At 68.9% G+C, this 25,713-nt stretch carries 21 protein-coding genes and 1 pseudogene; 17 read left to right on the top strand and 5 right to left on the bottom strand.

Annotated elements, in window-relative coordinates; translation table 11 throughout:
- Positions 1 to 62: 62 nt before the first annotated feature.
- The 7 genes from epmA (at position 63) to ACGHX3_RS11340 (ending at position 8,148) form a co-directional block, all read left to right on the top strand.
- Positions 63 to 1,001 (top strand): EF-P lysine aminoacylase EpmA, encoded by a 939-nt coding sequence (gene epmA, locus ACGHX3_RS11370; protein ID WP_394697277.1) that lies wholly within the window; start codon positions 63 to 65, stop codon positions 999 to 1,001.
- A 109-nt stretch (positions 1,002 to 1,110) separates the two neighbouring features.
- Positions 1,111 to 1,866 (top strand): DUF3011 domain-containing protein, encoded by a 756-nt coding sequence (locus ACGHX3_RS11365; RefSeq protein WP_394695015.1) that lies wholly within the window; start codon positions 1,111 to 1,113, stop codon positions 1,864 to 1,866.
- 49 nt (positions 1,867 to 1,915) lie between these two features.
- The gene (gene mtnA, locus ACGHX3_RS11360) at positions 1,916 to 2,974 is read left to right on the top strand and encodes an S-methyl-5-thioribose-1-phosphate isomerase (RefSeq protein ID WP_394695014.1); all 1,059 of its coding nucleotides are present in this window, start codon (positions 1,916 to 1,918) and stop codon (positions 2,972 to 2,974) included.
- A 181-nt stretch (positions 2,975 to 3,155) separates the two neighbouring features.
- Positions 3,156 to 4,295: a diguanylate cyclase gene (locus ACGHX3_RS11355; protein ID WP_394695013.1), complete on the top strand. Its 1,140-nt coding sequence runs from the start codon at positions 3,156 to 3,158 to the stop codon at positions 4,293 to 4,295.
- A 104-nt stretch (positions 4,296 to 4,399) separates the two neighbouring features.
- The gene (locus ACGHX3_RS11350; RefSeq protein WP_313927147.1) at positions 4,400 to 6,202 is read left to right on the top strand and encodes an ATP-binding protein; all 1,803 of its coding nucleotides are present in this window, start codon (positions 4,400 to 4,402) and stop codon (positions 6,200 to 6,202) included.
- Positions 6,199 to 6,639 carry a response regulator gene (locus tag ACGHX3_RS11345; RefSeq protein ID WP_162337285.1) on the top strand — a complete coding sequence of 147 codons (441 nt, stop codon included), beginning with the start codon at positions 6,199 to 6,201 and terminating at the stop codon, positions 6,637 to 6,639. The genes ACGHX3_RS11350 and ACGHX3_RS11345 overlap by 4 nt, the downstream gene beginning before the upstream one ends.
- 3 nt (positions 6,640 to 6,642) lie before the next feature.
- The gene (locus ACGHX3_RS11340; protein WP_162337286.1) at positions 6,643 to 8,148 is read left to right on the top strand and encodes an ATP-binding protein; all 1,506 of its coding nucleotides are present in this window, start codon (positions 6,643 to 6,645) and stop codon (positions 8,146 to 8,148) included.
- Positions 8,149 to 8,184: 36 nt separating this feature from the next.
- On the opposite strand, the gene ACGHX3_RS11335 is transcribed toward ACGHX3_RS11340, so the two are convergent.
- The 3 genes from ACGHX3_RS11335 to ACGHX3_RS11325 form a co-directional block, all read right to left on the bottom strand.
- Positions 8,185 to 8,502 (bottom strand): hypothetical protein, encoded by a 318-nt coding sequence (locus ACGHX3_RS11335; RefSeq protein ID WP_162337287.1) that lies wholly within the window; start codon positions 8,500 to 8,502, stop codon positions 8,185 to 8,187.
- Between the two features lie 130 nt (positions 8,503 to 8,632).
- Positions 8,633 to 9,070 (bottom strand): hypothetical protein, encoded by a 438-nt coding sequence (locus ACGHX3_RS11330; RefSeq protein ID WP_394695012.1) that lies wholly within the window; start codon positions 9,068 to 9,070, stop codon positions 8,633 to 8,635.
- A 245-nt stretch (positions 9,071 to 9,315) separates the two neighbouring features.
- Positions 9,316 to 9,669 (bottom strand): hypothetical protein, encoded by a 354-nt coding sequence (locus tag ACGHX3_RS11325; RefSeq protein WP_394695011.1) that lies wholly within the window; start codon positions 9,667 to 9,669, stop codon positions 9,316 to 9,318.
- Positions 9,670 to 9,848: 179 nt separating this feature from the next.
- Here ACGHX3_RS11325 and ACGHX3_RS11320 point away from each other — a divergent pair, with 179 nt between their 5' ends.
- From ACGHX3_RS11320 to ACGHX3_RS11275, 10 genes and pseudogenes are all read left to right on the top strand, one after another.
- Positions 9,849 to 12,269 (top strand): DEAD/DEAH box helicase, encoded by a 2,421-nt coding sequence (locus ACGHX3_RS11320; protein ID WP_394695010.1) that lies wholly within the window; start codon positions 9,849 to 9,851, stop codon positions 12,267 to 12,269.
- Entirely contained in the window at positions 12,266 to 13,129 is an 864-nt protein-coding gene (locus ACGHX3_RS11315; RefSeq protein WP_394695009.1) for a ribonuclease H-like domain-containing protein, read from the top strand. Before ACGHX3_RS11320 ends, ACGHX3_RS11315 begins: the two co-directional genes overlap by 4 nt.
- Before the next feature lie 51 nt (positions 13,130 to 13,180).
- Positions 13,181 to 14,035, top strand: a complete 855-nt coding sequence (locus ACGHX3_RS11310; protein WP_394695008.1) for a hypothetical protein — start codon at positions 13,181 to 13,183, stop codon at positions 14,033 to 14,035.
- A 173-nt stretch (positions 14,036 to 14,208) separates the two neighbouring features.
- Complete coding sequence (locus ACGHX3_RS11305; protein ID WP_249720310.1) at positions 14,209 to 15,330, top strand: HDOD domain-containing protein; 1,122 nt, start codon at positions 14,209 to 14,211, stop codon at positions 15,328 to 15,330.
- A gap of 159 nt (positions 15,331 to 15,489) precedes the next feature.
- Complete coding sequence (gene lexA, locus ACGHX3_RS11300; protein WP_394695007.1) at positions 15,490 to 16,095, top strand: LexA family transcriptional regulator; 606 nt, start codon at positions 15,490 to 15,492, stop codon at positions 16,093 to 16,095.
- 1 nt (position 16,096) lies between these two features.
- Positions 16,097 to 16,723 (top strand): translesion DNA synthesis-associated protein ImuA, encoded by a 627-nt coding sequence (imuA, locus tag ACGHX3_RS11295; protein WP_394695006.1) that lies wholly within the window; start codon positions 16,097 to 16,099, stop codon positions 16,721 to 16,723.
- 9 nt (positions 16,724 to 16,732) lie between these two features.
- The gene (locus ACGHX3_RS11290) at positions 16,733 to 18,151 is read left to right on the top strand and encodes a Y-family DNA polymerase (RefSeq protein ID WP_394695005.1); all 1,419 of its coding nucleotides are present in this window, start codon (positions 16,733 to 16,735) and stop codon (positions 18,149 to 18,151) included.
- Positions 18,148 to 21,408 (top strand): error-prone DNA polymerase, encoded by a 3,261-nt coding sequence (locus tag ACGHX3_RS11285; RefSeq protein ID WP_394695004.1) that lies wholly within the window; start codon positions 18,148 to 18,150, stop codon positions 21,406 to 21,408. The genes ACGHX3_RS11290 and ACGHX3_RS11285 overlap by 4 nt, the downstream gene beginning before the upstream one ends.
- Before the next feature lie 7 nt (positions 21,409 to 21,415).
- Positions 21,416 to 22,051 (top strand): alpha-ketoglutarate-dependent dioxygenase AlkB, encoded by a 636-nt coding sequence (locus ACGHX3_RS11280; protein ID WP_394695003.1) that lies wholly within the window; start codon positions 21,416 to 21,418, stop codon positions 22,049 to 22,051.
- 3 nt (positions 22,052 to 22,054) lie between these two features.
- Positions 22,055 to 22,307: pseudogene (locus ACGHX3_RS11275) on the top strand (alpha-ketoglutarate-dependent dioxygenase AlkB); the annotation flags it as partial.
- A gap of 323 nt (positions 22,308 to 22,630) precedes the next feature.
- Here ACGHX3_RS11275 and flgL read toward each other — a convergent pair.
- Both flgL and flgK read right to left on the bottom strand, forming a co-directional pair.
- Positions 22,631 to 23,833: a flagellar hook-associated protein FlgL gene (gene flgL, locus ACGHX3_RS11270; protein WP_394695002.1), complete on the bottom strand. Its 1,203-nt coding sequence runs from the start codon at positions 23,831 to 23,833 to the stop codon at positions 22,631 to 22,633.
- Positions 23,830 to 25,713 (bottom strand): flagellar hook-associated protein FlgK, encoded by a 1,884-nt coding sequence (gene flgK, locus ACGHX3_RS11265; RefSeq protein WP_162337300.1) that lies wholly within the window; start codon positions 25,711 to 25,713, stop codon positions 23,830 to 23,832. The genes flgL and flgK overlap by 4 nt, the downstream gene beginning before the upstream one ends.

The following is a 25,713-nucleotide window of genomic DNA, read 5'->3' as shown; positions in this document are numbered from 1 at the left end:
GGCCGACCTGGACGGATGGGGTCGCCGATCTCGCCTGGGCGCCCTCAGGTTCCCGTGATGCGCTGCGCCTGCGGGCCTGGGTGAATCGGCTGGTGCGCGAATTCTTCTTCGCCCGCGACGTGCTGGAAGTCGAGACCCCCATCCTGTCGCGCGCAGGCAACACCGACGCGAACATCGCCTCCTTCTCGCTGGATTTCTCCGGTCGTACTGACGGTGCGCCGCGCACGCGCTGGCTGCGGACGTCGCCCGAGTTCCCGCTGAAGCGCCTGCTCGCGGCGGGCGTCGGCGACTGCTTCGAACTGGGGCGGGTGTTCCGCGATGGCGAGGCGGGCGGGCGCCACAATCCGGAGTTCACCATGCTGGAGTGGTACCGCGTGGGCTGGACGCTGGAGCCGCTGATCGACGAGACCGTGGCGCTGGTGCAGGCGGCGCTGTCGATGATCGGACGGGAGGCGACGGTGTCGCGCATCCGCTTCCGCGACCTGTATTCGCAGGCGCTCGGTTTCGATCCGATGACGGCCGGGTTGGATGCCGTGCGCAACGCGGCGGCCGGCATCGCCATCGATGGCGAAGGCCTGACCCGCGACGACTGGCTGGACCTGCTGATGACGCACCGGTTGCAGCCGGCGTTTGCGCGCGACCACATCACCGTCGTGCACGACTATCCGGCAAGCCAGTCCGCGCTCGCGCGCGTGGTCGAACGCGATGGCGTGCCGGTGGCGGAGCGCTTCGAGCTGTACCTCGGGCCGCTGGAACTGGCCAATGGCTACCATGAGCTGGCCGATGCAGTGGAGCAGCGCACGCGGTTCGAGCGCGACGTCGCGGTGCGGAAGGCGCGTGGTGACACGGTGCCGCCCTTGGACGAAGCACTGCTGGCGGCACTGGGACACGGCATGCCGGCCTGCGCCGGCGTGGCGCTGGGCGTGGACCGGCTGCTGATGGCGATGCTGGATACGCCGCGCATCGCCGATGTGCTGGCGTTCGATTTCGCGCGGGCCTGAAAGCCAGCCAAACATCGCGTGCGGGCGCTTGCGACTGCAAACGGTTTCGTGAGGTCGTGTTCATTCTCGCTGCGTAGATTGCGAATCAACACCCACGAGGATGCCTGCCATGGAACGCCACCTGATCGCTTCGCTGATGCTCGGAACCGTCGCCCTGCTCGGAACGGCCGCCGCGAAGGCCGGGCCGCAATACGACGACCGCTATTACGGCAACGGACAGACCGTCCGTTGCGAATCGCCGAGCAACCGCTACCGCGAATGCCCGATGGACACGCGCGGGGGCGTGCAGCTGACGCACCAGCTGTCGAGCACGCGCTGCGAGGAAGGCCGCAACTGGGGCCAGGGCCGCAACGGCGTGTGGGTGGATCGTGGCTGCCGTGCCGAATTCACCAGCGGTCGCGGCGGTGGCTGGGGCAACGGCGGTGCCTGGTCCGGTAACGGCCAGCGCATCCGCTGCGAGTCGGACAACGGCCGCACGCGCACCTGTGCCATTCCCGCGCGCGCCGACGTGCGCCTGGTTCGCCAGCTTTCAAGCTCGCGCTGCGTGGAAGGCCAGACATGGGGACAGGATCGCCGCGGACTGTGGGTGACCCAGGGCTGCCGGGGTGAGTTCGAGGTCTATGGTCGCGGCCATGGCAACGGGTGGGGTAATGGCGGCGGCTGGGGCGACAACGGCAACGGCGGGCGCACGTTCCGCTGCGAATCCGACAATGGCCGCACGCGTACCTGCGCGGTCGACGGGCGCCGGGTGGAACTGGTCCGCCAGCTGTCGAGCAGCGCCTGTATCGAGGGCCGCACCTGGGGTCGGGACAATCGCGGCGTGTGGGTGACGTCGGGCTGCCGGGCCGAGTTCCGCACCTGGTGAGTTCCATGAGGGTAACGGCCCGCCGACGGCGGGCCGTTACAATGCGGGCATGAACGACACCATCGATTACGCCCGCTACGACCGCATCCGTCCGATCCGCTGGACCGGCACCGCCCTGGAGCTGCTGGATCAGCGCAAGCTGCCGTTCGTGGTGGAGTATCTGGCCTGCACGACCAGCGACGAGGTCGCCGCCGCCATTCACGACCTTGCCGTGCGCGGCGCGCCGGCCATCGGCATCGCCGCCGCGTGGGGCGTGGTGCTGGCCTCGCGCGAGGTGCTGGCCGCCACGCCGGACGAGGCGCTCGAGAAGCTTGAACCCGCCCTGCAGCGCCTCAACGATGCACGGCCGACGGCGGTCAACCTCGCGTGGGCGCTGGCGCGCATGCGCGCCGCGTTGCGTACCGCCGGCAGCGACTGGCGCGGCGTGCTGGAACTGGAAGCCCTGGCGATCGCCGAGGAAGACCTGGCGGCGAACCGCCACATGGGCGAGCTCGGCGCGGCGTTGATCGGCGAAGGCAGCGGCGTGCTGACCCATTGCAATACCGGCTCGCTGGCCACCGCCGGCTTCGGTACCGCGCTGGGCGTGATCCGCGCGGGCGTGGCGCAGGGCCGCATCGGCAAGGTGTACGCGGGCGAGACGCGACCGTGGCAGCAGGGCGCGCGCCTGACCGCGTGGGAGCTGCAGCAGGACGGCATTCCGGCCACCCTCATCGCCGACTCCGCCGCCTCGCACCTGATGAAGACCGGCGCCGTGCAGTGGGTGGTCGTCGGTGCGGACCGCATCTGCGCCAACGGCGATACCGCCAACAAGATCGGCACGTACCAGCTGGCCATCGCCGCGCGCCACCACGGCGCGAAGTTCATGGTGGTGGCGCCGTCGTCCACCGTGGACATGGCCACGCCGGACGGCGAGGCGATCCACATCGAGGAACGCGACCCGGCCGAGCTCCTCGGCATCGGCGGCACCCGCATCGTGGCCGAGGGCGTGGCGGCCTGGAACCCCGTGTTCGACGTCACCCCGGCGTCGCTGATCGACGCCATCGTCACCGAGAAGGGCGTGATCGAGCAGCCCGACGAAGCACGCATGCGGGCGGCCTTCGGCGGATGACGCACGTGTCCTTCGCCCGTATCCCGTCGAACACCGACGCAGCGGGTCGAGGATGCGCGTTGACGGGCATGCGGGTGGCATGTCGGCGCTGAGGCGCCGCCGTCGCAGGCGCCATGCCGCTGCGGAAGGCGACATGGCACGCGGGTTGCATTCCGGGGAAGGTCCCGTCCAGGAATCGCGCATGCGCGCCCAGACCGTCCACGCTCCGATCTTCGTCCCCGGCCTGCGCCACAGCGTGCGCCTGTTGCTGTCGCGCCGTTCGACCCGTGCGCTGGACGCCGCGGAACGCGAGGACCTCGCGCGGGCGCAGCTGCGTGCCACGCGCCCGATCGTCAGCGGGGTGCTGCTGTGCGGTGCGGTGCTGCTGGCGATCATCGCGCTCTTCGAACTGGCGGACGTGACGCCGTCGATCGGCTATCCGGTCTGGGCGCAACTGCTGGCCTCGGTCGGCGTCGCGGCCTGCGCCGCCGGCATCGCGCGCCTGGTGCACTGGCAGCACCGGCTGATGCTGATCCTGGCGGGCACGCTGCTGTCCGGCGTCTTCATGAGCATGCCGCTGCCGGGCGCGACCGGCCAGCTGGCGCTGCGTACCGGCCTGTTCCAGTTGTTGCCGCTCGCGCTGATGGCGCTGATGGTGCGGCCGGCTTCGCTGCTGGCGCTGGCGCTGCTGATCGTGGTGATGGCGCAGCTGCGCATCGCGCTGTACGGCGCGCCGGGCACGGGCACCGCGCTGTACTGGCTGTATACGCTGACGACCATCGGTTTCGGGCTGGTGCTGGCGGGTTACCGGACGGATTTCGCCGTGTCCGCATGGCAGATGCGTCGTCGGCTGGTGCAGCAGGCGCATACCGACGAACTGACCGGATTGCTGAACCGCAATGGCTGGAACGAGCGCGCCGTCGCCGCGCACGCGCAGGCGATCGCGGCGGGACGGCCGGTGGCGGTGGTGGTGCTGGACATCGACTACTTCAAGCGCATCAACGACGACCATGGCCATGACGGCGGCGACGCCGTGCTGCAGCGGCTGGGCGGCATCATGCGCGCGCGCGTCGGGGCGAACGGATGCGCGGCGCGCATCGGCGGCGAGGAGTTCGCGGTGCTGCTGGACGGTGACGACGCCGGGACGGCACAGGCTTTCGCCGAGCGCGTGCGGGGGGAGTTCGGCAAGGCGCATGGCGATGTCGTCGCCACGCTCTCGGCCGGTATCGCCGTGCACGCGTCGGGCGAGTCGCTGCGCGAGCAGATGCGGCGTGCCGACCGGGCGCTGTACGAGGCGAAGCACGAAGGCCGCAATCGCGTTCATGTTGCGGGCCTTTCCTGAACGTGTTTTTGTGATTCCAAATACGACGACCCTGCGATAGCATCGTTGCGAACTTCGCGCGGGCATGTCGGTGCCCTTACGCGTCCGCTCGACGCCAGGGGACCATGAACCAAGACCGCACCCGCACACTGTGGGAAAAATCGCGCCTGCCCCTGCTGGGGTTGGTGATCGTGCTGATCGTGGTGGTTCCCGTGATCCTGTTGCAGGGGCTGTCGCGTGCGAACCAGGAAGCTGCCGACGCCGTCATCCATACCCACGAGGTCGAGGCCACGGTGCTCGGCCTGGCGCTGGACGTCCGCGAGATGGAGGCGTCGGCCATGCTGATCGCCCTCGGCGCGGATCACCCGCTGGCGCGCGAGCGACTGGTGGCCGGACGGAAGTCGCTGCCGGCGCGCTTCGAGGAACTGGCGCGATTGACGGTGGACAACCCCGAGCAGCTGGTGCGCGTGGGTCGCCTTCGGGAACTGGTGAACGCCAGGATCGAGGTGGTCGACCAGTTGCTGGAGGCGCCGGAGGCCTACAAGGGAGCGGTGGTCGCGCCGCTGGCCACACGTTTTCCGATCCGGGGCCTGCTGAGCGAGATCCTGGATGACGAGCGCGTGTTGCTGAAGGAGCGTCACCAGGACGCTACCGAGCAACGCCGGCGGATGGAGATGATCCGGATGGTCGCGCTGGGGGCGCAGCTGCTGCTGCTGTCGCTGGTGCTGATGGCGCTCGGCCGCCAGGTGGGGCGCCGGCTGGCGGCCGAGAAGCGGACCGCACAGGCCAGCCAGCGCGCGCTGGTGGTGCTGGATACCGTGCGCGAGCCGATCGTGCTGCTGGATGGCGAGCAGCACATCCAGATGCACAACAGCGCCTTCGCCGAGCTGTACGGCATTCGCAAGGACGAGAAGGCCACCAGCCTGGACGACCTGGGTCTCGCCTGGCAGGACAAGGTGATGCGCCAACGCCTGGACGACGTGCTGGCGCGCGGGCGCGAGCTGTGGGACTACGAGTTGCAGCAGGAGACCGCCGACGGCCTGCAGCGCACGGTGCTGATCAACGCGCGCCGCATGCCGCTGCCGGACAGCGAGGATCATGCGGTGCTGATGACGGTCAGCGACATCTCGCTGCAGAAGACCGCGCAGCAGGAGATCGCCGCACTGAACCGCCAGCTGGAAGGCAAGGTGGAGCAGGTGTCGGAAGTGAACCGCGAACTGGAAGCCTTCAGCTATTCGGTCTCGCACGACCTGCGTGCGCCGCTGCGCCATGTGGCGGGCTTCTCCGACAAGCTCGGTCGCCATCTGGGCGAGGGCATGGACGACAAGAGCCGCCACTACATCGGCGTGATCGGCGACTCCGCGCGCCGCATGTCGCAGCTGATCGACGACCTGCTGGTGTACTCGCGCCTTGGCCGCAGCGCCCTGCGCCTGCAGGCGGTGGACATGCAGTCGCTGGTCGCCGAGGCACGCGCCATGCTGGACGCGAACGAGGCCAGCGACGGCCGCGCCGACCGCGTGGAATGGCGCATCTCGCCGATGCCCATCGTGCTGGCCGACGAGAACATGATGCGCCAGGTGTGGAGCAACCTGCTCGGCAACGCGCTGAAGTACAGCAGCCAGCGCGAGCGCTCGGTCGTCGAGGTCGAGCACCGCCTGCAGGACGACGGCAGCCACCTGTTCAGCGTGCGCGACAACGGCGCCGGCTTCGACATGGCCTACGCCGGCAAGCTGTTCGGTGTGTTCCAGCGACTGCACAAGGCCAGCGAGTTCAGCGGCACCGGCATCGGCCTGGCCAGCGTGCGGCGCGTGCTGGGCCGCCACGGCGGCCGCATCTGGGCCGAAGCGGCGCCCGACCAGGGCGCGACCTTCTTCTTCACCCTTCCCGCGGCGCTCGATGCACCGCCCTCCCGAGAGAAAGACGCATGAGCGACATCCGCACCATCCTGTTGGCCGAAGACAGCTTGGCCGACGCCGAAATGGCGATCGATGCGCTGCGCGAGGCCAACCTGGCCAACCCCATCGTGCACGTGGAGGACGGCGTGGAGGCACTGGATTATCTGTTCCGCCGCGGCGCACACGCCGGCCGCGAGGACGGCATGCCCTCGGTATTGCTGCTGGACATCAAGATGCCGCGCATGGACGGCCTCGAGGTGCTGAAGAACATCCGCAACGACGAGAAGCTCAAGCACCTGCCGGTGGTGATCCTCTCGTCCTCGCGCGAGGAAAGCGACCTGGCGCGCAGCTGGGACCTGGGCGTGAACGCCTACGTGGTCAAGCCGGTGGACATCGACCAGTTCTTCCAGGCGGTCAAGACGCTCGGCACGTTCTGGGCCGTGATCAACGAAACACCTGTCAGGGACTGAGTCGTGCCGCATTCCGGAACCCCGCTGGGCCGCGTCCGCCTCCTGCTCGTCGAGGATTCCGAGCTCGATGCGGAACTGCTGATCGAACAGTTGCTGGAAGCGGGCCTGGACGCGGAGTTCCTGCGCGTGGACGGGGCGGACGAGATGCGCGCCGCGCTGGCCGGCGAGCCGTTCGACCTGGTGCTGTCGGACATGGAGCTGCCGGGTTTCTCCGGCTACCAGGCGCTGGAGATCCTGCGCCGCCACGACGCACGGCTGCCGTTCGTGTTCTTCTCCGGCACCATCGGTGAAGAGGCCGCGGTCAAGGCGCTGCAGGAAGGCGCCAGCGACTACGTGCTGAAGCATTCGCCGGCACGTCTGCCGGCAGCGGTGGCGCGCGCGATCCGCGAGGCGCGCACCGAGCGCGAGCGCGAGCACGCCGAACGCGAACTGATGCGGTCGCAGCGGCTCGACTGTCTGGCGATGCTGGCCGCGGGCCTGAGCCACGACCTGCGCAACATCCTGCAGCCGCTACTGATCGTGCCCGACCTGCTGTCCACCTACAGCGAGGATCCGAAGATCCTGCGCCTGGGCGCGGTGATTTCCGAAAGCGGCAAGCGTGGCCACGAGATGGCCGATTCGATGCTGTCGTTCGTGCGCGGCTCGCGCAAGGCCAGCGAAACCATCAGCGTGGCCGCGCTGTTCAGCGCCGTGCAGCTGCTGCTGCAGGGCAGCCTGTCGCGGCAGGTGCGCCTGACCGTCGAACTGCCGCCCGAGGACCTGCTGATCGAGGGCAACTACACCGAGTTCCAGCAGTGCCTGATCAACCTGTGCCTCAACGGCATCCAGGCGATGGCCGAGCGCGGCGGACAACTGACGCTGTCGGCAAGCACGACGGTGGCGGCCGATGGCCAGCCCTATGTGGTGGTGCGCGTGACCGACGAAGGCAGCGGCATGGACGAAGCCACGCGCCAGCAGCTGTTCACGCCGTTCTTCACCACCAAGAGCAGTGGCACCGGCCTGGGCCTGATGTCGTGCAAGCGCATCGTCGAGTCGGTGAAGGGACGCATCGAGGTCAGCAGCACGCTGGGGAAAGGCACGTCGTTCGAACTGCACCTGCCCGCGCCCAAGGCCGAGGAGTGGACGGGCATCGAAGACGCCGCGTTCGCCGACGGCGCGGGACGCCGGATCCTGCTGGTCGATGGCGATGCCACGCGCCTGTCGCTGCTCGGCAACGCCCTGGCGGCGCAGGGCTACGATCCCGTCATGGCGCCCGACGGCGCGAACGCGTTGCAGCAGATCGCCCGCGACGGCATGCCCGCGCTGGCGATCATCGATGACGACATCCTGCTGCTGTCGGCGGCGGACGTGCTGGCCGTGCTGCAGGAGGCGGGTTTCGACGGCCCGGTGGTCCGCCTGCAGGAGCCGGGCAGGCCGCCCGATGGTCGCGAGTGCGCGACGGTGGCCAAGCCGGTGCAGGTCCAGGCGCTGTTCGGCGCGATCGAACACGCGCTGGGATTGCGCGCCTGACGACCCCGGGGGGATCGCTGGCGCGCCGGGGCGCGATCAGACGTGGCCGGCGGGCTTCAGCCGCTGCCACACCGCACGCATGATGGGCTGGGCGCGGTACCAGCCGATCGGCGTGTCCGGGCAGTGCCGCTGCAGCCGGTCGCGCAGTGATGGCGCGATCTCGTCGAACTCCTGACGGTGGTGCAGCAGGTAGGCGTCGTAGCCGACCTTCAGGCATTGCTCCAGGTCGCCCACCGTGGCACCGACGACCTGGAACGTGTCCTCGTTGAGTCGCGTCTTCCAGTACGCCAGTTCGGCATCGATATCGACGATCTGCGCGGTCGTGCGAGCGTTTCGCTGCTGCAGGCTGACCATGGTGAATCCCCCGTGTCGGTGTGGTGGTGACACGGTGGATGGTTTGTTCGGCGCAGTGATGCTTAAGTGAAATAAAGGGCGTTTTAACCCGCAATTAACCTCGCGGACGCATTTTGGTTCACCTTTGCCATCACGGCGTGAAAAGCGTGCCTGCGCGACGTCGCATCGCCTCGGCGATCAGGGTGCGCTCGTCCACCGCCGCAGCGGCCGGGGGCGCGAACAGGGGAGGATCCTGTTCGAGCGGTGCGTTGAGCCGCTCCCACACCCGTGCGATCACCACCGATGCGAGCGACCAGTCCAGGCGCGCGCCACGCGCCAGCGCGGCCTCGTAGCGCGCGGGCAGGGCGGGGAGCAGTTCCTGCAGCGGACGGCGGTGCGAGAGCAGGTAGATGTCGAAGGCGAACTTCAGCGTGGGCACGTAGTGGCGGAAGGCCAGGCCGGGGCGGTGGAAGGCCTGGCGTGCGTAGGTCGCTTCCCAGAAATGCAGCTCTGTCTGGATATCGACCACGGCACAGGGCATCGCCGCCTCGTTCCAGGCATGGGCGAGCGGATCGGGCTGGCAGGACATGGATTCCCCTCCATGGCACAGGGCCTGGCGAGGAGGAAACCCGCGGAGAACCACGGTCTGCGCTGCGGGCACGCGAGAGCGCCGGCCGCACGGTGTCGCCGCAGTCGTGACGTGCAACCCTCCGGGAAGAGGCGCGAGGTTCCTGCCTGGTCGGCGCTTGTCGTTATGGTGGCCCCTGCTTCCATGGACACGCAGGGGCACGGCGCGAGCGGCCAGCCGTTCGTCGTTCCTGCAGCGGCGAGCCCTCAATGCATGCGGGGCTGGATGGCGCCGTGCTCGTCGAGCCAGCGCCAGGCCTCGCGCAGCAGGGTGCGGGCGACCGGCCAGTCGGGACCGGCGTCGCCGCTCAGGCGTTCCCAGTGGTCTTCCAGTTCGAGTTCCGTATCGGGATCCAGGTCGCCGGCATGGTCGGCGTGCGACGCGGCTGCGAACGCATACGCACGGCAGGCGTCCTCCCAGGCGACATCCGGATGCAGGCGGCGCCGGCGACCGTAGTCGTGCACCGTAAAGGCAGCGAAGGCATCGCGGGTCGCTACCGGTGCGCGGGGCGGCAGCTGACGGAGCGTGTCGAGCTGGTCGCGGTAGAGCTGTCGGTCCATGGGGGAGCCTCCGTGGGGCTCATGCCGTGGTATCGCGCCGGGCGTTATCGACCAGTGAGAAATCCCTTCGTTGCCTGATCACAAAGCTGAGGTCGCGGTGCGCGATCAGTCGGCAGTCAGTCTCAGCGGTTGAGACGCGCCGCGCGTCAGATGGCGGTCTGTCGCCCTCAAGGACCGCCATGCCTGCCCAGACCGCCCTGATCCGCCGCCATGCCGACGAGGCTTCCCTGCTGCCGGCGGCCAGCGCCAACGGCGGTGCGCTGGCCGAACGCCTCGCCGGCAAGTACCGCGATCGCGTGACCGGGCAGTTCGTCATTCCCGCGCGCGAAGGACGCTACGAGGCGCTGCCCGACGACCTGCCGGCGGCGTTGGCCGGCGCGCTGCGCCAGCGCGGCATCGGGCAGTTGTATTCGCACCAGGCCGAGGCGTGGCGGCAGGCGCAGGCAGGCGACCATCTGGCCATCGTCACGCCGACCGCCTCCGGCAAGTCGCTGTGCTACACGCTGCCGGTGGTGGCGTCGGCGCTGTCGAAGCGCGGCAAGGCGCTGTACCTGTTCCCGACCAAGGCGCTGGCGCAGGACCAGGTGGCGGAGTTGCTGGACCTGAGCAGGGCCGGCGACCTCGGCCTGAAGGCCTTCACCTTCGACGGCGACACGCCGGGCGACGCGCGGCAGGCGATCCGTTTGCATGGCGACATCGTGGTCAGCAACCCGGACATGCTGCACCAGGCCATCCTGCCGCATCACACCAAGTGGGCGCAGTTCTTCGAGAACCTGCGCTACGTGGTGATCGACGAAGTGCATACGTATCGCGGCGTGTTCGGCAGCCATGTGGCCAACGTGCTGCGCCGGCTCAGGCGCGTCTGTGCGTTCTACGGCGCTACGCCGCAGTTCATCGTCTGCTCGGCCACCATCGGCAATCCGCAGGCGCATGCCGAAGCGCTGCTGGAACTGCCGGTGCATGCGATCACCGAGTCCGGCGCGCCGAGCGGCGAGAAACACGTGCTGCTGTGGAATCCGCCGGTGGTCAATCCGGATCTTGGCCTGCGCGCCTCGGCGCGGTCGCAGAGCAACCGCATCGCGCGGCTGGCGATCAAGGCGGGGCTGAAGACGCTGGTGTTCGCGCAGTCGCGCACCATGGTCGAGGTGCTGACCAAGTACCTGAAGGACGTATTCGACAGCGATCCGCGACTGCCGGCGCGCATCCGCGCCTACCGTGGCGGCTACCTGCCAACCGAGCGGCGCGAGGCCGAGCGCGCGATGCGCGACGGGCGCGTGGACGGGATCGTCTCCACGTCCGCGCTGGAACTCGGCGTGGACATCGGCAGCCTGGATGCGGTGGTGTTGAACGGGTATCCGGGCTCGATCGCCGCGACATGGCAGCGGTTCGGCCGGGCCGGGCGTCGCCAGCAGGCGTCGCTGGGCATCCTGGTCGCCAGCTCGCAGCCGCTGGACCAGTACGTGGTGCGGCATCCGGAGTTCTTCGCCGACAGCCCGCCGGAGCACGCACGCATCGCGCCGGACCAGCCGATGGTCCTGCTCGACCACGTGCGCTGCGCGGCGTTCGAGCTGCCGTTCCTCGCCGGGGAACCGTTCGGCCCGGTCGATCCGACGCCGTTCCTGCAACTGCTCGACGAAGACAGCGTGGTCCACCGCGAAGGCGACCGCTACGAGTGGATCGCCGACAGCTATCCGGCCAATGCGGTGAGCCTGCGCTCGGTGGCGGACGGCAACTTCGTCGTCGTCGATCGCACCGACGGTCGCCAGGTGATCATCGCCGAGGTGGACTTCAGTGCCGCACCGCTGACACTGTACGAAGGCGCCATCCACATGATCCAGTCCACCCCGTACCAGGTGGAGCGGCTGGACTGGGAAGGGCGCAAGGCCTACGTCACCCGCACGCACGTGGATTACTACACCGATGCGATCGACTACACCAAGCTGAAGGTGCTGGAGCGCTTCGACGGCTGCATCGCCGGGCAGGGCACCTGCCACCACGGCGAAGTGCACGTGGTGCGGCGCGTGGCCGGCTACAAGAAGATCCGCTACTACACGCACGAAAACATCGGCTACGGTCCGGTGAACCTGCCGGACCAGGAGATGCACACCACCAGCCTGTGGTGGCAGCTGCCACCGGCACTGCTGGAGTCCGCCTTCGAGTCCCGGCAGGACGCGCTGGATGGCTTCCTCGGTGCGGCCTACGCGCTGCACATCGCGGCCACGGTCGCAGTGATGGCCGAAGGTCGCGACCTGCAGAAGGCGGTCGGCGACGGCGACGGTGCGTGGTTCGCGTTGCCGGATACGCAGGGGCGTGGCCAGCTGCGTGGCACGGAGAGCCAGGTGCTGTCGCCGGTGTCGGGCGAGCGCTTCATTCCCACTGCGTACCTTTACGACAACTATCCCGGCGGCATCGGCCTGAGCGAACCCTTGTGGCGGCGCCAGCGCGAACTCGTACAGCGTGCGGTGCAACTGGTGTCCGCATGCGACTGCAAGGCCGGCTGTCCCGCCTGCGTCGGACCCGTGCTGGCGAACGACGAGGACGCAGAGACCACGCCGCGTGCGCTGGCGGCACGCGTGCTGCACCTGCTGGATGCCGCATGAGCGTCAGCCTGGAAAAGCTGCAACGGCTGCGGCGCCAGGCCGGGCATGAAAGCACCACGGCGCCTGCTCCATTGCCACCGGTGCACGATCCTTTGCCTGCACTGCGGCGCATGCTTGGCATCCGTGAGCGCGCACGGCCTGCGGCGGTCGCGCGCGCCTGTGATCGTGCGCTGCCGGGCGAGGAGATCGCACCGGGTCTGCTTCGCCTCGAACAGGTGCTGCCATTCGACGACGTCGCATCGCACATCGACGGCACCTTCGCGCGGACCGATGCGTTGCCGACGCAGGGCATGCTGTTCTTCGACACCGAAACCACCGGCCTGTCCGGCGGCACCGGCACGCGCGCTTTCATGGTGGGCGCGTCGGATTTCGTGCCGGACGGCCTGCGTATCCGCCAGTTGCTGATCACCCACCTGTCGGCCGAGCCGGCGATGCTGCGCGAATTCTCGCGCTGGCTGTCGGAAGACACCCGGCTGGTCAGCTACAACGGACGTTGTTACGACGCGCCCTTGCTCGCCACCCGCTACCGGTTGGCGCGGCAGGGCACGCCGCTGGTCGGCATCGAGCATCTCGACCTGCTGTTCCCCACGCGACGGCGCTACCGCGGCGTGTGGGAGAACTGCCGGCTGGCGACCATCGAACGCAACGCGCTCGGCATCGTGCGCGAGGACGACCTGCCCGGGTCGGAAGCGCCCGGTGCGTGGCTGCAGTACCTGCGTGGCGGCGATGCCGGCCTGCTGCGGCGCGTCCTGCAGCACAACTTCCAGGACGTGGTGACGCTGGCGCACCTGCTGCTGCACCTGGCGGCGCCGGATGATGCCCGGACCGGGGGGAGCGTAGCCGCCTGCAATCCGCCTTGACCTGGCACGGAGGCGGGCGGATGCTGGCTGCGTCGGAACCCACGAAGACGCATGACCCGTCTGCCCTGCCACGGGAGTCATCCCTTGCCTCGTCGCTTCGTCCTCTGCCTGCTGCTCGCAGGCGCATCGTCCACTGCTTTCGCCCAGGACGTCCTGCCGCCCGTCGACCGTTTCCATGTCGGGGCGGGGCGCTACTGGGCCGACCATGACCTCGACACCCGCTGGGATGCCAGCGACGGCTCGATGGGCACACAGGTCAACTTCCAGCGCGATCTCGGCTTCGTCGACCGCCAGGATGCGCTGGTGTGGAACATCGGCGGCAGCGTCGGCGAGGAACGCCGGCATGCCTTCGACGCCTTCGGTTACGACTACGACGACGACACTGCGCGGCTGCTGGACCGCACGCTGCGGATCGGCGACAACGCCTATCCGGTGGACGCCGACCTGGCCGGGCGCATGGACCTGAAGGTCACCGGCGTCTCCTACACCTGGTTCTTCCACCAGGACGGGCGGCGCGCTTTCGGCGTTGGCCTGGGCGCGATGCGCTACGAGGTGGACATCGATCTCGATGCCACGGCGACGGTCGCCGGTTCGCCGGCCGCCTATGCCAACACGCTGTCGGAGGACGAGTGGGCGCCGATGCTGCGCGCGGACTATGCGCAGGTGCTGTCGCCGCGCTGGCGCTGGGGCGCATCGCTGGCCTACACGAAGAAGAACGGCGGCAACGTCACCGGCGATGCGCGCGACGTGCAGCTGCGGCTGGAGTACTTCCCGTGGCAGCACGCCGGGTTCTCGCTGCGCTACAACTACAACGACGTCGACCTGGATTTCGAACGCACGCGCTTCGACGGCAGCCTGAACCTCAACAACCGCGGGCCGCAACTGCTGGCCATGCTGCGTTTCTGAATCCGCGCGCTGTCGGGGCGCCACCGACAGCGGAGTGTGAAGCGCTGCGCATTCCCCGCATCGCGCCTCAAGAATGCCCCGGCACGGCCGACACCCTTGCTAGATTCCATGGGTCCGTGCCTCCCGGAGCGGGAGGCATGCAATGAACTTGCAAGAAAAAAAGGGGACGTGCCTTGCGCATTCTGTACGTTGGCGACACCGCCTGCCTGCCTGACGATCTGGCCGACTACATCGGCGACATGGGCGACGAGTGGACCGTCGAAACGGTGGCCGACGGGAAATCGGCGATGTTCGCGGTCGCCAACGGGCCCGTCGACGTGGTGATGGTGGGGCCGGCGTTGCCGGACCTGCCGCCGGCCACGCTGCTGGGCCAGATCCGCACGCTGCGGTCGGAAACCATCCGCATCGCTCTGCTGGAAGGCAGCGCCGACAGCCTGGCGGCGCCGATCAAGCTGATCGGCGTGGCGCACCGTTTCCTGCCGTTGCCGCTGACGTCGGAGACGGTGCTGGAATCGATCCACAGCCTGGAAGAGCTGCGCGACCTGCTGGACAGCCCGCGCCTGCGCCGTGCGATCGGCCGCGTCGAACACCTGCCGTCGCCGCCGCACCTCTACTTCGCGCTGACGCGCGCGCTGGAAGAGGATGAAGGCACCGCCAACGACATCGCCAAGCTGGTGGCGGGCGACCCGGCCATCGCCGCCAAGGTGCTGCAGTTGTGCAACTCGGCGTACTTCTCCAATGGCCGTTCCATCACCGACCTGCGGGCGGCGGTGACGCGCCTTGGCCTGGGCACGCTGCGCGACCTGGTGCTCGCCAGCGAGGTGTTCTCGATGAAGACCACCTCCAGCGTCGACCGCGGCGCGCTGCAGCAGCGTGCGCTGCTGGCCTCGCGGCTGGCGGCGAAGATCCTGCCGCGCACGAGTTCCGAACTGGGCGCCACCGCCGCGCTGCTGGCCGACATCGGCCTGCTGCTGCCGGGGGTGCGCGACGAGCGCGATACGCCGGCCACCGAGGACGACGACCGCCCTGGCCACACCGAGGCGGGCGCCTACCTGCTCGGCCTGTGGGGCCTTCCGATGCCGATCGTCGAGGCAGTGGCGTTCCACCGCCAGCCGCAGCGTTCCAGCCTGCGCAGCTTCTGGGTACCGGGTGCCGTGCACGTGGCCGGCGCGCTGGCCAGCAACGAGCCGGTGGACGAGAGCTACCTGAAGTCGCTGGGCGTGCTGGACCAGCTGCCCAACTGGCGGCAGATGGCCGAAACCATGGTCGAGCGGGCCGAGGAACAGGCCGCCTGACATCCACGTAGCCCGGGTAAGCGAGCGCACCCGGGAGACGTGATGCATCAGGAACCCCCGGGTGCGGCCGATGGCCTTACCCGGGCTACGGACTAGCCGATAGCCGGCGGCTCCGCCAGTCTCGCCCTGAGCGACGGAAGGGTGTACAAATGTACACCCATGAATCCCATCGACCTGCCTCCGCAACGTGCCGCCGTCCTGGCCTTCCTGCGCCGGGAGCTGGCGGCCGGGCGCGCGCCCAGCCTGGCGGACATCGCCGACGCGTTCGGCTTCGCCTCGCGCAATGCCGCGCAGAAGCACGTGCAGGCGCTGGTCGCCGACGGTCTGCTGGAACAGGCGCCCGGGCAGAAGCGTGGCCTGCGCTTGCCCGGTGGCATGGCCGACCTGCTGCCGTTGCCGGTGCTGGGACGGGTGGCCGCCGGCCAGCCGATCGGCGCCGACATCGGCCTGGACGAACAACTGTGGCTGGATCGCCGGCTGTTCTCGCCACAGCCGGATTATTTGCTGAAGGTGCAGGGCGATTCGATGATCGACGACGGCATCGTCGATGGCGATCTGGTCGGCGTGCACCGCACCCCGGACGCGCGCGACGGACAGACGGTGGTGGCGCGCATCGATGGCGAGCTGACCATCAAGCGGCTGCAGCGCGAACGCCGCCGCATCCGCCTGCTGCCGCGCAATCCGGCGCACGCGCCCATCGACGTGCAGCCGGGGCAGGACTTCGCCATCGAAGGCGTCTACTGCGGTCTGGTGCGGCGCGGCTGAGATGGGCGCCGTCGTCGCCCTCGACACGCTGCTGGCCGCGCGCACGCTGTGGCATGCGGGGCGCAGCGCCGCCATCGCCGCCGATGGCGAACCCACCGGCCACGACGCGCTCGATGCGCTGCTGCCGCAGGGCGGCTGGCCACGACGTTCGCTGACCGAACTGCTGCTGCCCGCCGACGGTGTGGGCGAACTGGCGCTGCTGCTGCCCACGCTGGCGCGGATGACCCAGGCCGGCAGCACGGTGGCGGTGATCGCGCCGCCGTATGTCCCGTATGCACCGGCGTGGCAGGCCGCCGGCGTGGACCTGTCGTTGCTGGAAATCGTCGACGCCGCGCCACGCGATGCATTGTGGGCGTTCGAGCAATGCCTGCGCAGCGGCGCCTGCGCGGCGGTGCTGGGCTGGCCGGTGCAGGCCGATGGGCCTGCGCTGCGCCGCCTGCAGGTGGCCGCCGACAGCGGCGAATGCCTCGGCTTTGCGTTGCGCGACCGCCGCCATGCCGCCAATCCCTCAGCCGCCGCGTTGCGGTTGGAAGCCGTCAGCGATGCGCAGGGCGGCAGTACCTGGCAGGTGCGCAAATGCCGCGGTGGGCCGGCGCCCGCGCAGACCTTCGCGCTGGTCGCGCATTGAGGCCCACCGATGCTCTGGGCCTGTGTACTGCTGCCGCAGCTGGCGCTGGACGCCGTCCTCCGGCGTTTGCCTGATCCCGACGCGCCGCTGGCGCTGGTCGGTGGTCCGCTGCAATTGCGTACCCTGCATGCGGTGAACGCATCCGCTGCGCAGTCGGGTCTTCGTGCCGGCATGCGCCTGACCGCCGCGCATGCGCTGCTGCCGGAGTTCGCAATGGTCGAGCACGATCCGTCGGCGGAAGCACGCTGGCAGCGCTTCCTCGCGTCATGGGCCTACCGGCACAGCTCGCTGGTCAGCGCGCAGTGGCCGGGCTGCCTGGTGCTGGAGGTGCGCGCCAGTTTCCGCCTGCTGGGGCCGTGGCCGCGTATCGAGGCGCGGTTGCGCGAGGAACTCGTCGGGCTCGGTTTCCAGCACCGCATCGCCTTGGCACCCACGCCGCGTGCGGCGCATGTGTTCGCCGGCCTGCGCGATGGGCTGGCGATGATGCAGGCCGAGGCGATGGCCGATCTGCTGGATCGCGTGCCGGTGCGGCGCGCGCGTCTGCCGGACGACACCGGCGAGCGCCTGCACCGCATGGGCATCCGCGACCTGCGCACGTTGCGCGGTCTGCCGCGCGACAGCCTGCGCCGCCGCTTCGGCCTGCCGGTGCTGGAACACCTGGACCGGCTGTACGGGCAGGCCGACGATCCGCTGGCGTACTACGCGCCGCCGGACCACTTCGATGCGCGGGTCGAACTCGGCTACGAAGTCGAGAGCCACATGGCGCTGCTGTTCCCGCTGCGCCGGCTGATCGGCGACCTGTGCACCTACCTGTCCATCCGCGACGGCGGCGTGCAGCGCTTCGTGTTGCGGCTGGAACACGAGGAAGGGCACACGGACGTGGAGGTCGGCCTGTTGGCCGCCGAGCGTGAACCGGCGATGCTGTTCGAGCTGACCCGCAACCGGCTGGAGCGCGTGCAGATCGACCGGCCGGTGGTCGGCGTGCGGCTGTTGGCGCGCGAGCTGCCGCCGTTCGTGCCGGCCGCGCGCGATCTCTTCGATACGCGTCCGCAGCAACAGCTGCCTTGGCCGCAGCTGCGCGAACGCTTGCGTGCGCGCCTCGGCGACGACGCCGTGCATCGCGTGGCGCCTGCCGGTGACCCGCGTCCGGAGCGCGCCTGGCGCCGCGTGCAGGGCGATGGCGAACGCATGACGCAGGCACCGGTACGTCCACCGCGACCGGCCTGGTTGCTGCCGCAGCCGATCCCGCTGCGCGATCCGCATCCGCGCATCGTCTCCGGCCCGGAGCGGTTGGAGAGCGGCTGGTGGGATGGCGAGGACGCGCGCCGCGACTACTACGTGCTGGAAACCTCACAGGGCCAGCGCGCCTGGGTGTTCGCGCCGCCGGGTGAGCAGGGCGGCTGGATGCTGCATGGGTGGTTCGCGTGAGCTGGGACGATGCAGTGGATGGCGTCGACCGCGACACGCCCGGCGGGCGTCCGCCGCGCGCGTGGGAGGTCGCGCAACGCCTGCGCCTGTCGATGGCGGCGAACGACGACGGACCGCGCGAGGATGCATGGCCGGCCTACGCGGAACTGCATTGCCTGTCAGACTTCTCGTTCCTGCGCGGGGCGGCCAGCGCGGAGGAACTGTTCGAGCGCGCACGTGATCTTGGATACAAGGCGCTGGCGATCACCGACGAATGCTCGCTGGCCGGCATCGTGCGTGGCTGGGAAGCGGCGCGTGCGACGGAGGTGACGCTCATCGTCGGCAGTGAGTTCACCCTGGCCTGCGGACTGAAATGCGTGCTGCTGGTGGAAACCGCCGCTGGCTATACGCGACTGTGCGAACTCATCACCACCGCACGGCGCGCGGTCGACAAGAAGGGCTACCGGCTGACACGGCAGGACGTTGAGCGCATCGTGTCGGATGTCGATCCGGTGGTCTGCGGCCTGTTCACCCTGTGGCTTCCGTCGCAGCACATCGACGATGGAGAAGGACGCTGGTTGCAGTCGATCTTCGGCGAACGTGCCCATCTGGCGGTGGAGCTGCACCGCGAACAGGACGACGCGGCGCGACTCGCGGGCCTGCTGGACGCGGCTGCACGTCTGCGGATGACGGCGGTGGCAAGTGGCGACGTGCACATGGACGTGCGCCGCCGTCGCGCCCTGCAGGACACGATGACCGCGATCCGCCACGTCACGCCGCTGGCCGACTGCGGGGCGCACCTGTTCCGCAATGGCGAACGCCACCTGCGCCCGCGGCGGGCGCTGGGCAACATCTATCCGCGTGACCTGCTGGATAACGCCGCGTCCTTGGCGCGACGTTGCCGCTTCGACCTCAAGCGCGACATCCATTACCGGTATCCGGCGGAACTGGTGCCGGAAGGGCATACGCCGACGACGTGGTTGCGCGAGCTGACCGAGCGCGGCATGCGTGAGCGGTGGCCGGAAGGGACGCCGCCGGTCATCGTGCGGCAGATCGATGGCGAACTCGCGCTGATCGAAGAACTGGAGTACGAAGCATTTTTCCTGACGGTGGAGGACATCGTCCGTTTCGCCAAGGACCGAAAGATTCTTTGCCAGGGACGTGGTTCGTCGGCGAACTCCGCGGTGTGCTTCGCGCTTGGCATCACAGTGGTGAATCCGGCCGAGAGCCGGCTGCTGATGGCCCGCTTCCTGTCGAAGGATCGTGGCGAGCCACCCGATATCGACGTCGACTTCGAGCACGAGCGTCGCGAGGAAGTGCTGCAGTACGTCTACGGCAAGTACGGTCGACACCGCGCCGCGCTGGCGGCGACCGTGATCCGCTACCGCGGGAAGAGCGCGGTGCGCGACGTGGCCAAGGCGTTCGGTCTGCCGCCGGACCAGATCGCGTTGCTGGCCGAATGCTATGGCTGGGGCAATGGCGAGGCGCCGATGGAGCAGCGGCTGCGCGAAGCCGGCTTCGATCCGGAAAATCCGTTGATCCGGCGGGTGTTGGCGGTGACCGACCAGTTGCGCGACCACCCGCGCCACCTGTCGCAGCACGTGGGCGGCTTCGTGATCGGCGATGCACCGCTGTCGACGGTGGTGCCGGTGGAAAACGCCTCGATGGACGATCGCACCATCATCCAGTGGGACAAGGACGATCTGGAGACCATGGGTCTGCTCAAGGTCGACTGCCTGGCGCTGGGCATGCTGACCTGTATCAGGAAGGCGCTGGATCTGGTGGAGAAGCATCGGGGGTTCAAGCCGGATATCGCGAAGCTGCCGAAGGAGGACGAGCCTTCCACGTTCGCCATGATCCAGGCCGCCGACACGGTCGGCGTGTTCCAGATCGAGTCCCGGGCGCAGATGAGCATGCTGCCGAGGCTGAAACCCAAGACCTTCTATGACCTCGTCGTCGAAGTCGCGATCGTGCGTCCCGGCCCGATCCAGGGCGGCATGGTGCATCCCTACCTGCGGCGCCGGCAGGGCAAGGACCCGGTGACGTACCCCTCCGAAGGCATCGAGGCGATCCTCGGCAACACGCTGGGCATTCCCCTTTTCCAGGAACAGGTCATGGAACTGGTGATCCACGCGGGCTACTCACCCTCGCAAGCCGATGGCTTGCGGCGTTCGATGGCGGCCTGGAAGCGCGGCGGCGACATGGAGCCGCACCGCGTGCGCATCCGCGATCTGATGGAAGGCAAGGGCTATTCGTCGGACTTCATCGACCAGATCTTCGAGCAGATCAAGGGCTTCGGTTCCTATGGATTTCCACAGAGCCACGCGGCCTCGTTCGCCAAGCTGGTCTACATCAGCTGCTGGCTGAAACGCCACGAGCCGGCGGCGTTCGCCTGCGCGCTGCTCAACGCGCAGCCGATGGGCTTCTATTCCGCCGGCCAGATCGTGCAGGACGCGCGGCGCGGCAAGGGTGGGCGCGTGGGCATCGACGTGCGGCCAGTCGACGTGCTCCACAGCGACTGGGACAACACGCTGGAAGGCGGACACGAACGGCGCGGGATCGATGACGGAGGACAGGCCGCATTGCGGCTCGGCTTCAGGCAGGTGGCAGGACTGTCGGAAGAGGTGGGCGACGCCATCACGGCGGCGCGTACGCAACGCATGTTCACCGACGTGCGCGACCTGTGCCTGCGTGCGCGTCTCGACGAGAAGGCGCGCAACGCGCTGGCGGAAGCGGGTGCGCTGAAGTCGCTCGCCGGCCATCGCCACGCCGCCCGCTGGGCGGTCGCCGGCATCGAACGGCAGCGCCCGCTGCTGCCCGGCAGTCCCGACGAGGACGCGATCCTCCTGCCGGTGCCGATGGCGGGCGAGGACGTCACCGCGGATTACCGCATGACCGGGCTGACCCTGGGCGAACACCCCTTGTCCTTGCTGCGCGAACGCCTGCGCCGGCAACGCGTGGTCGACTCGCGTCAGCTGCGCGGCCTGCCGCACGGGCGCGGCGCGTTCGCTGCCGGCATCGTCACCCAGCGGCAACGGCCGGCGACGGCGAAGGGCACGATCTTCGTCACGCTGGAAGACGAGCACGGCATGGTCAACGTGGTGGTGTGGTCGCACGTGGCGCTGCGCGACCGCAAGGCGCTGCTCGGTGCGCGGTTGATGGCCGTTCGCGGACGCTGGGAGCAGGTGGATGGCGTGGAGCACCTGATCGCGCGCCGGCTCGAGGATTTCAGTCACCTGCTGGGCGAGATCCAGCCCGGTTCCCGCGACTTCCACTGAGGCGATGATGCGCGCCCTCGCCACCCTGACCGACGACCTGTTCGCGCCCGCGATGGTGCAACTGGTGCACGATGCCGAAGGCGGGATCCGCTACTGGCCGGAGGTCATCGATCCGCTGACGGCACGCGCCTGGTTCGACAGGCTACGGGCGAGCGCGGCGTGGACGCACCTGCAGCGGCCAATGTACGACCGCATCGTCGACGTGCCGCGGCTGCTGGCGAACTACGCCGTGGACGCATTGCCTGACGACTTGCCTCTGGTGCACCTGCTCGCCTGCGTGCAGGCGAAGGCACCGGCGCCGTACTCGCACATCGGCATGAACCTGTACCGCGACGGCCACGACAGCGTCGCCATGCACGGCGACAAGCTGCATACCGTGGCGGCGCATCATCCGATCACGCTGGTTTCGCTGGGTGCACCGCGGCGCATGCTGATCCGTGCACGTGAAGGCAAGCGTGAGACCGTTGCGGTCGACCTCGCGCCGGGCAGCGTGCTGTCGATGAGCCATGCCTCGCAGAGCACGCATGAGCATGGCATTCCCAAGACGCGCCATGCGCAAGGACCGAGGATCAGCGTGGTATTCCGGGTGAGGCCGCCGTCGCCTGTGGGAACTGGCGGGGTGGTCGGTGTGGGAGCGACGTAAGTCGCGATGAGGCGTTACCGGTGGCCCATCGCGACTTACGTCGCTCCCACGACCGTTTTCCATCAAAAGCAAAACACTCGACGTGGATCTCGCGCCGGGCAGCGTGCTGTCGATGAGCCATGCCTCGCAGCGCACGCATGAGCATGGCATTCCCAAGACGCGCCATGCGCAAGGACCGAGGATCAGCGTGGTGTTCCGGGTGAGGCCTGTTTCTCCCTCGCCCCGCGTGCGGGGAGAGGGTGCCGAAGGCGGGTGAGGGGCGAGCGGAGAGGAGATGCATCCGCCGAAATCGACGGTCAGCATTCGTCTGTCATAAGAGCGCGGACGTTCTGCGCGAAGCGCGCCCTTCATCCGCCCCCGTATCAAGTACGGGGCAGGCTCTCCGGGCACCTTCTCCCCGCAGACGGGGAGAAGGGATAAGCGAATCTCGTGGGAGCGACGTCAGTCGCGATGGCATAACCGTAACGCTCCATCGCGACTTGCGTCGCTCCCACAACTGTTTTCCTCTTCCTCAAAAAAATCGCCGCGAGGGCGTCGCGGCGTGGAGGGCAAGGACTGCTTGAAAGAGGGGTGCTGTCGTCAGCCCATCAGCTTGAACAGCGACAGCTGCTGCATCTGCATGAAGACCGTCTGCGCGGCCTGCAAGGCGGTGTTTTCCATCTGGTAGCGGCCGATGGCCTCGGCCCAGTCCAGGTCGCGCAGTCCGGACAGCGTGTCCTTCAGGGTGATGTTGTTGGCTTCACGCAACGAGGCGGCGGTCTCGATGGCCGACAGCTGCGCGCCGCCGCTGGCGCGCGCGTCGATCATCCTGCCCTGTGCGGTGCCGATGTCGCGCATCGCACCCTGCAGGCTGTTCTGCATGGCGGCGCGCTGTGCGTCCGTCGTCGGACTGGTGTCCAGCGTATCGATCAGCCCCTGCACGGTGGCGAAGATGTCGCGGCTGCCCGACGGACCCAGCGTGAAGCTGTCACCGTTGGCGGGCTGGCCATCGATCTTCATCTGCACGCCGGCGAAGGCGATGCTTTCGCCCTTGGCGTACGTTCCCGACGTCACAGGATTGCCGCCCGCGTCCGTCACCTGGTAGGTGTTGCCGGCGCCGAACGACAGCGTGTACGTGCCGCCGTTCCACACCGTGGAATCGGTGATGCTGAAGCCCATCAGCAGGCCGGTGCCGGTGTTGCCGCTGGCGGGCGCGCCATCGATGCGACCGTCGCCGGTGCGCAGGCGCAGGAAGACATCGCTGCCGGGCAAGGTGTCGGACACGAACATGTCCGGCGCCACTTCCACCTGCCGCTGCGTCTGGTCGCCGCTGTAGATCACGCCGCCGCCGCTGAGCGCGAACGGCGCGCTGCCGTCGCTGGTGCCGCCGAACAGGTAGCGGCCGGCGCCGTCGGTGCTGTTGGCCAGGTCGAGCAGGCCGGCATGGATCGCCTTCAGTTCGGTGCTGATCGCGTGCCGGCTGTCGTCGCCCATGGCGGCGTTGTTGGCCTGGATGACGAGCTCGTTGATGCGCGCCATCGCGTCGCCGACGCGGGTCAATGCGTTTTCCTGCAGGCCCAGACGGTTCTGCACCGCGTTGGCGTTCTGGCCGAAGCGTTCCAGTTCGGCGACCGCGCGGTCCAGTCCGACGGCGGTGCCGGCGGCGACGGGATCGTCCTTCGCCGTCACCAGCCGCTGTCCGCTGGCGAGCTGCTGCTGGGTGTGCGCCAGCTTCGCCTGCTTGGCCAGCATCGTCGAGATCGACTGCTGGTACATCATGTTGGTCGAGATGCGGTAGTTCATCGGCGGGTCGCAGCCAGGAGCGATTGGAACAGGGTGTCGGCGGTGGCGATGATCTGCGACGCGGCCTGGTAGGCCTGCTGCAGGCGCATCAGGTCGGCCGCTTCCTCGTCCAGGTTCACGCCGGAAATCGCATCGCGCGAGGCCTGCGCCTGATCGTGGATGACCTGCTGCGCCTGCGCGGAATAGTCGGCCTGCCGTGCGGCGGAACCGACCTGCGTGGTCAGGCCGCCGATGGCGCCGTTGAGGGTCAGCGTGCCGCCGTTGAGCACGCGGGCGTCGTCCAGGTTCGACAGCAGCTTCGCGTTGCCGTTGTCGCTGGAATTCGCGCCTGTCGGGCCCACGCGGAAGCTGTCGCCCGCGGCGGGCGCGCCGTCCAGCACCACGCTCCAACCGTTGTACGCGACGGTCTGACCCGGCGTGTACGGGAACGGACCGGTGCCGTTGATCGTGTACTGGGTGGCGTCGAGGAAGTCGATGTCCACCGGGGCCAGCAGGTTGGCGTTGGCGGCATCGGTCACCGTCAGGCCGCTGAGCTTGCCGCTGCCGGTGTTGGCGAGGTCGGTGGTGGTCTTGACCGGCGTCGCCGCGGCGATGCGTGCGGGATCGGTGATGGCCACGCCGAGGTTGCCGGCCGCGCCCGCGGTGGGTTGCAGCAGGAAGCGGTCGTTGGTGCCCGGCGTGGTGCCCGGCGCCAGTCGCAGCTCGATGCCATTGACCACCAGCGGATCGGTGGCCGTGCCGGTGCCGGTCATCGGGATGCTGGCGCCGGTATCGGGATTCGTCGCCACCCAGGCGGCGCCGTCGAAGCGCAGCAGCACGTTCTGCGCATTCAGTGCGCCCACGCTGCCGACCGAGGTCTGCAGCACGGCGTTGCCGCTGTTGCCGGCGTTGGACGAGATGCGCGGTGCGGGCAGCGAGAAGAAATCCGCGCCCAGCTGGCCGTACTGGTCCATGCCGGCGCGGTGGCCGGCGTTGAACGTCTGCGCCAGCGAGGTGGCGACGCGGCCGAGTTCCGCCGCGGCCGGGTCCAGCACGGTGGTGCGGAATTCGATCAGGCCGCCGATCTGGCCGCCGAGCGCGCGCTTGTCCAGCGTGGTGCGCTGGCCGTTGGTTTCCAACGCGACCTGCAGGCGCTCGGGACGGTACGGATCGGGCACGGTCACCAGGGTGCTGGCGGTGGCACCCACCACCAGCGGCTGGCCGCCGGCGCTGAAGACGTTGACCAGGCCGCCGTCCTGCACGACCGCGTTGCCGCCGGTGTAGCCCACCAGTTCGCTGATTAACTGGTCGCGCCGGTCCAGCAGGTCGCCGGAGGGACTGGTGCTGCCGCCGATGCGACCATTGAGCTGTGCGATCTCTTTTGCCAGCCGGTTCACTTCGCCGGTGGCGGCGGTCAGGCCGGCATTGACCTCGATATCCAGCCCGTCGAGATGCTTGTCGATCTGGTGGAAGCGGGTGACCAGCGCATTGGCCTGCGCCAGCACGCTTTCGCGGTCCGCCGAGCCGGCGGCATTCGACGACAGCGCGTTGACCGAATCGAAGAAGCTCGACCATGGCGCGCTGATGCCCGTGGCCTTCTCGGAGAACAACTGGTCCATGCGCGTGGACAGCGTGGACAGCTGCTGCAGGCGCGCGAGTTCGCCACCGCTGTCGAGCAGGCGCGAGGTGGCCAGCGAGTCGGCCATCCGGCGCACGTCGACGATCTGCACGCCGTTGCCCTGGTAGCCGTAGCCGAAGTAGGTGCCGTCGCGCGATTCGAACTCCACGCGCTGCCGCGAGTAGCCCGGCGTGTTGATGTTAGCGACGTTGTGACCGACCGTGGACAGGGCGCGCTGGAAAGCGATCAGGGCGCTGCTGCCGGTGGCGAGTAGGTTCGACAT

The sequence above is a fragment of the Pseudoxanthomonas japonensis genome, from assembly GCF_043632995.1.
GTDB lineage: Bacteria > Pseudomonadota > Gammaproteobacteria > Xanthomonadales > Xanthomonadaceae > Pseudoxanthomonas_A > Pseudoxanthomonas_A japonensis.
Note: the sequence above shows the minus strand (reverse complement) of the source record. Positions and strands in the feature narration are given on the sequence as shown.

Excerpts from the sequence above, each read along its gene's own strand:
- ACGHX3_RS11290 (WP_394695005.1), top strand. The coding sequence starts at position 16,733 with ATGCTCTGGGCCTGTGTACTGCTGCCGCAGCTGGCGCTGGACGCCGTC.
- flgK (WP_162337300.1), bottom strand. The coding sequence starts at position 25,713 with ATGTCGAACCTACTCGCCACCGGCAGCAGCGCCCTGATCGCTTTCCAG.
- flgL (WP_394695002.1), bottom strand. The coding sequence starts at position 23,833 with ATGAACTACCGCATCTCGACCAACATGATGTACCAGCAGTCGATCTCG.
- ACGHX3_RS11330 (WP_394695012.1), bottom strand. The coding sequence starts at position 9,070 with ATGTCCTGCCAGCCCGATCCGCTCGCCCATGCCTGGAACGAGGCGGCG.
- ACGHX3_RS11365 (WP_394695015.1), top strand. The coding sequence starts at position 1,111 with ATGGAACGCCACCTGATCGCTTCGCTGATGCTCGGAACCGTCGCCCTG.
- ACGHX3_RS11310 (WP_394695008.1), top strand. The coding sequence starts at position 13,181 with ATGACCCGTCTGCCCTGCCACGGGAGTCATCCCTTGCCTCGTCGCTTC.
- lexA (WP_394695007.1), top strand. The coding sequence starts at position 15,490 with ATGAATCCCATCGACCTGCCTCCGCAACGTGCCGCCGTCCTGGCCTTC.
- ACGHX3_RS11325 (WP_394695011.1), bottom strand. The coding sequence starts at position 9,669 with ATGGACCGACAGCTCTACCGCGACCAGCTCGACACGCTCCGTCAGCTG.
- ACGHX3_RS11280 (WP_394695003.1), top strand. The coding sequence starts at position 21,416 with ATGCGCGCCCTCGCCACCCTGACCGACGACCTGTTCGCGCCCGCGATG.
- mtnA (WP_394695014.1), top strand. The coding sequence starts at position 1,916 with ATGAACGACACCATCGATTACGCCCGCTACGACCGCATCCGTCCGATC.
- imuA (WP_394695006.1), top strand. The coding sequence starts at position 16,097 with ATGGGCGCCGTCGTCGCCCTCGACACGCTGCTGGCCGCGCGCACGCTG.
- ACGHX3_RS11355 (WP_394695013.1), top strand. The coding sequence starts at position 3,156 with ATGCGCGCCCAGACCGTCCACGCTCCGATCTTCGTCCCCGGCCTGCGC.
- ACGHX3_RS11315 (WP_394695009.1), top strand. The coding sequence starts at position 12,266 with ATGAGCGTCAGCCTGGAAAAGCTGCAACGGCTGCGGCGCCAGGCCGGG.
- ACGHX3_RS11350 (WP_313927147.1), top strand. The coding sequence starts at position 4,400 with ATGAACCAAGACCGCACCCGCACACTGTGGGAAAAATCGCGCCTGCCC.
- ACGHX3_RS11335 (WP_162337287.1), bottom strand. The coding sequence starts at position 8,502 with ATGGTCAGCCTGCAGCAGCGAAACGCTCGCACGACCGCGCAGATCGTC.
- ACGHX3_RS11345 (WP_162337285.1), top strand. The coding sequence starts at position 6,199 with ATGAGCGACATCCGCACCATCCTGTTGGCCGAAGACAGCTTGGCCGAC.
- ACGHX3_RS11320 (WP_394695010.1), top strand. The coding sequence starts at position 9,849 with ATGCCTGCCCAGACCGCCCTGATCCGCCGCCATGCCGACGAGGCTTCC.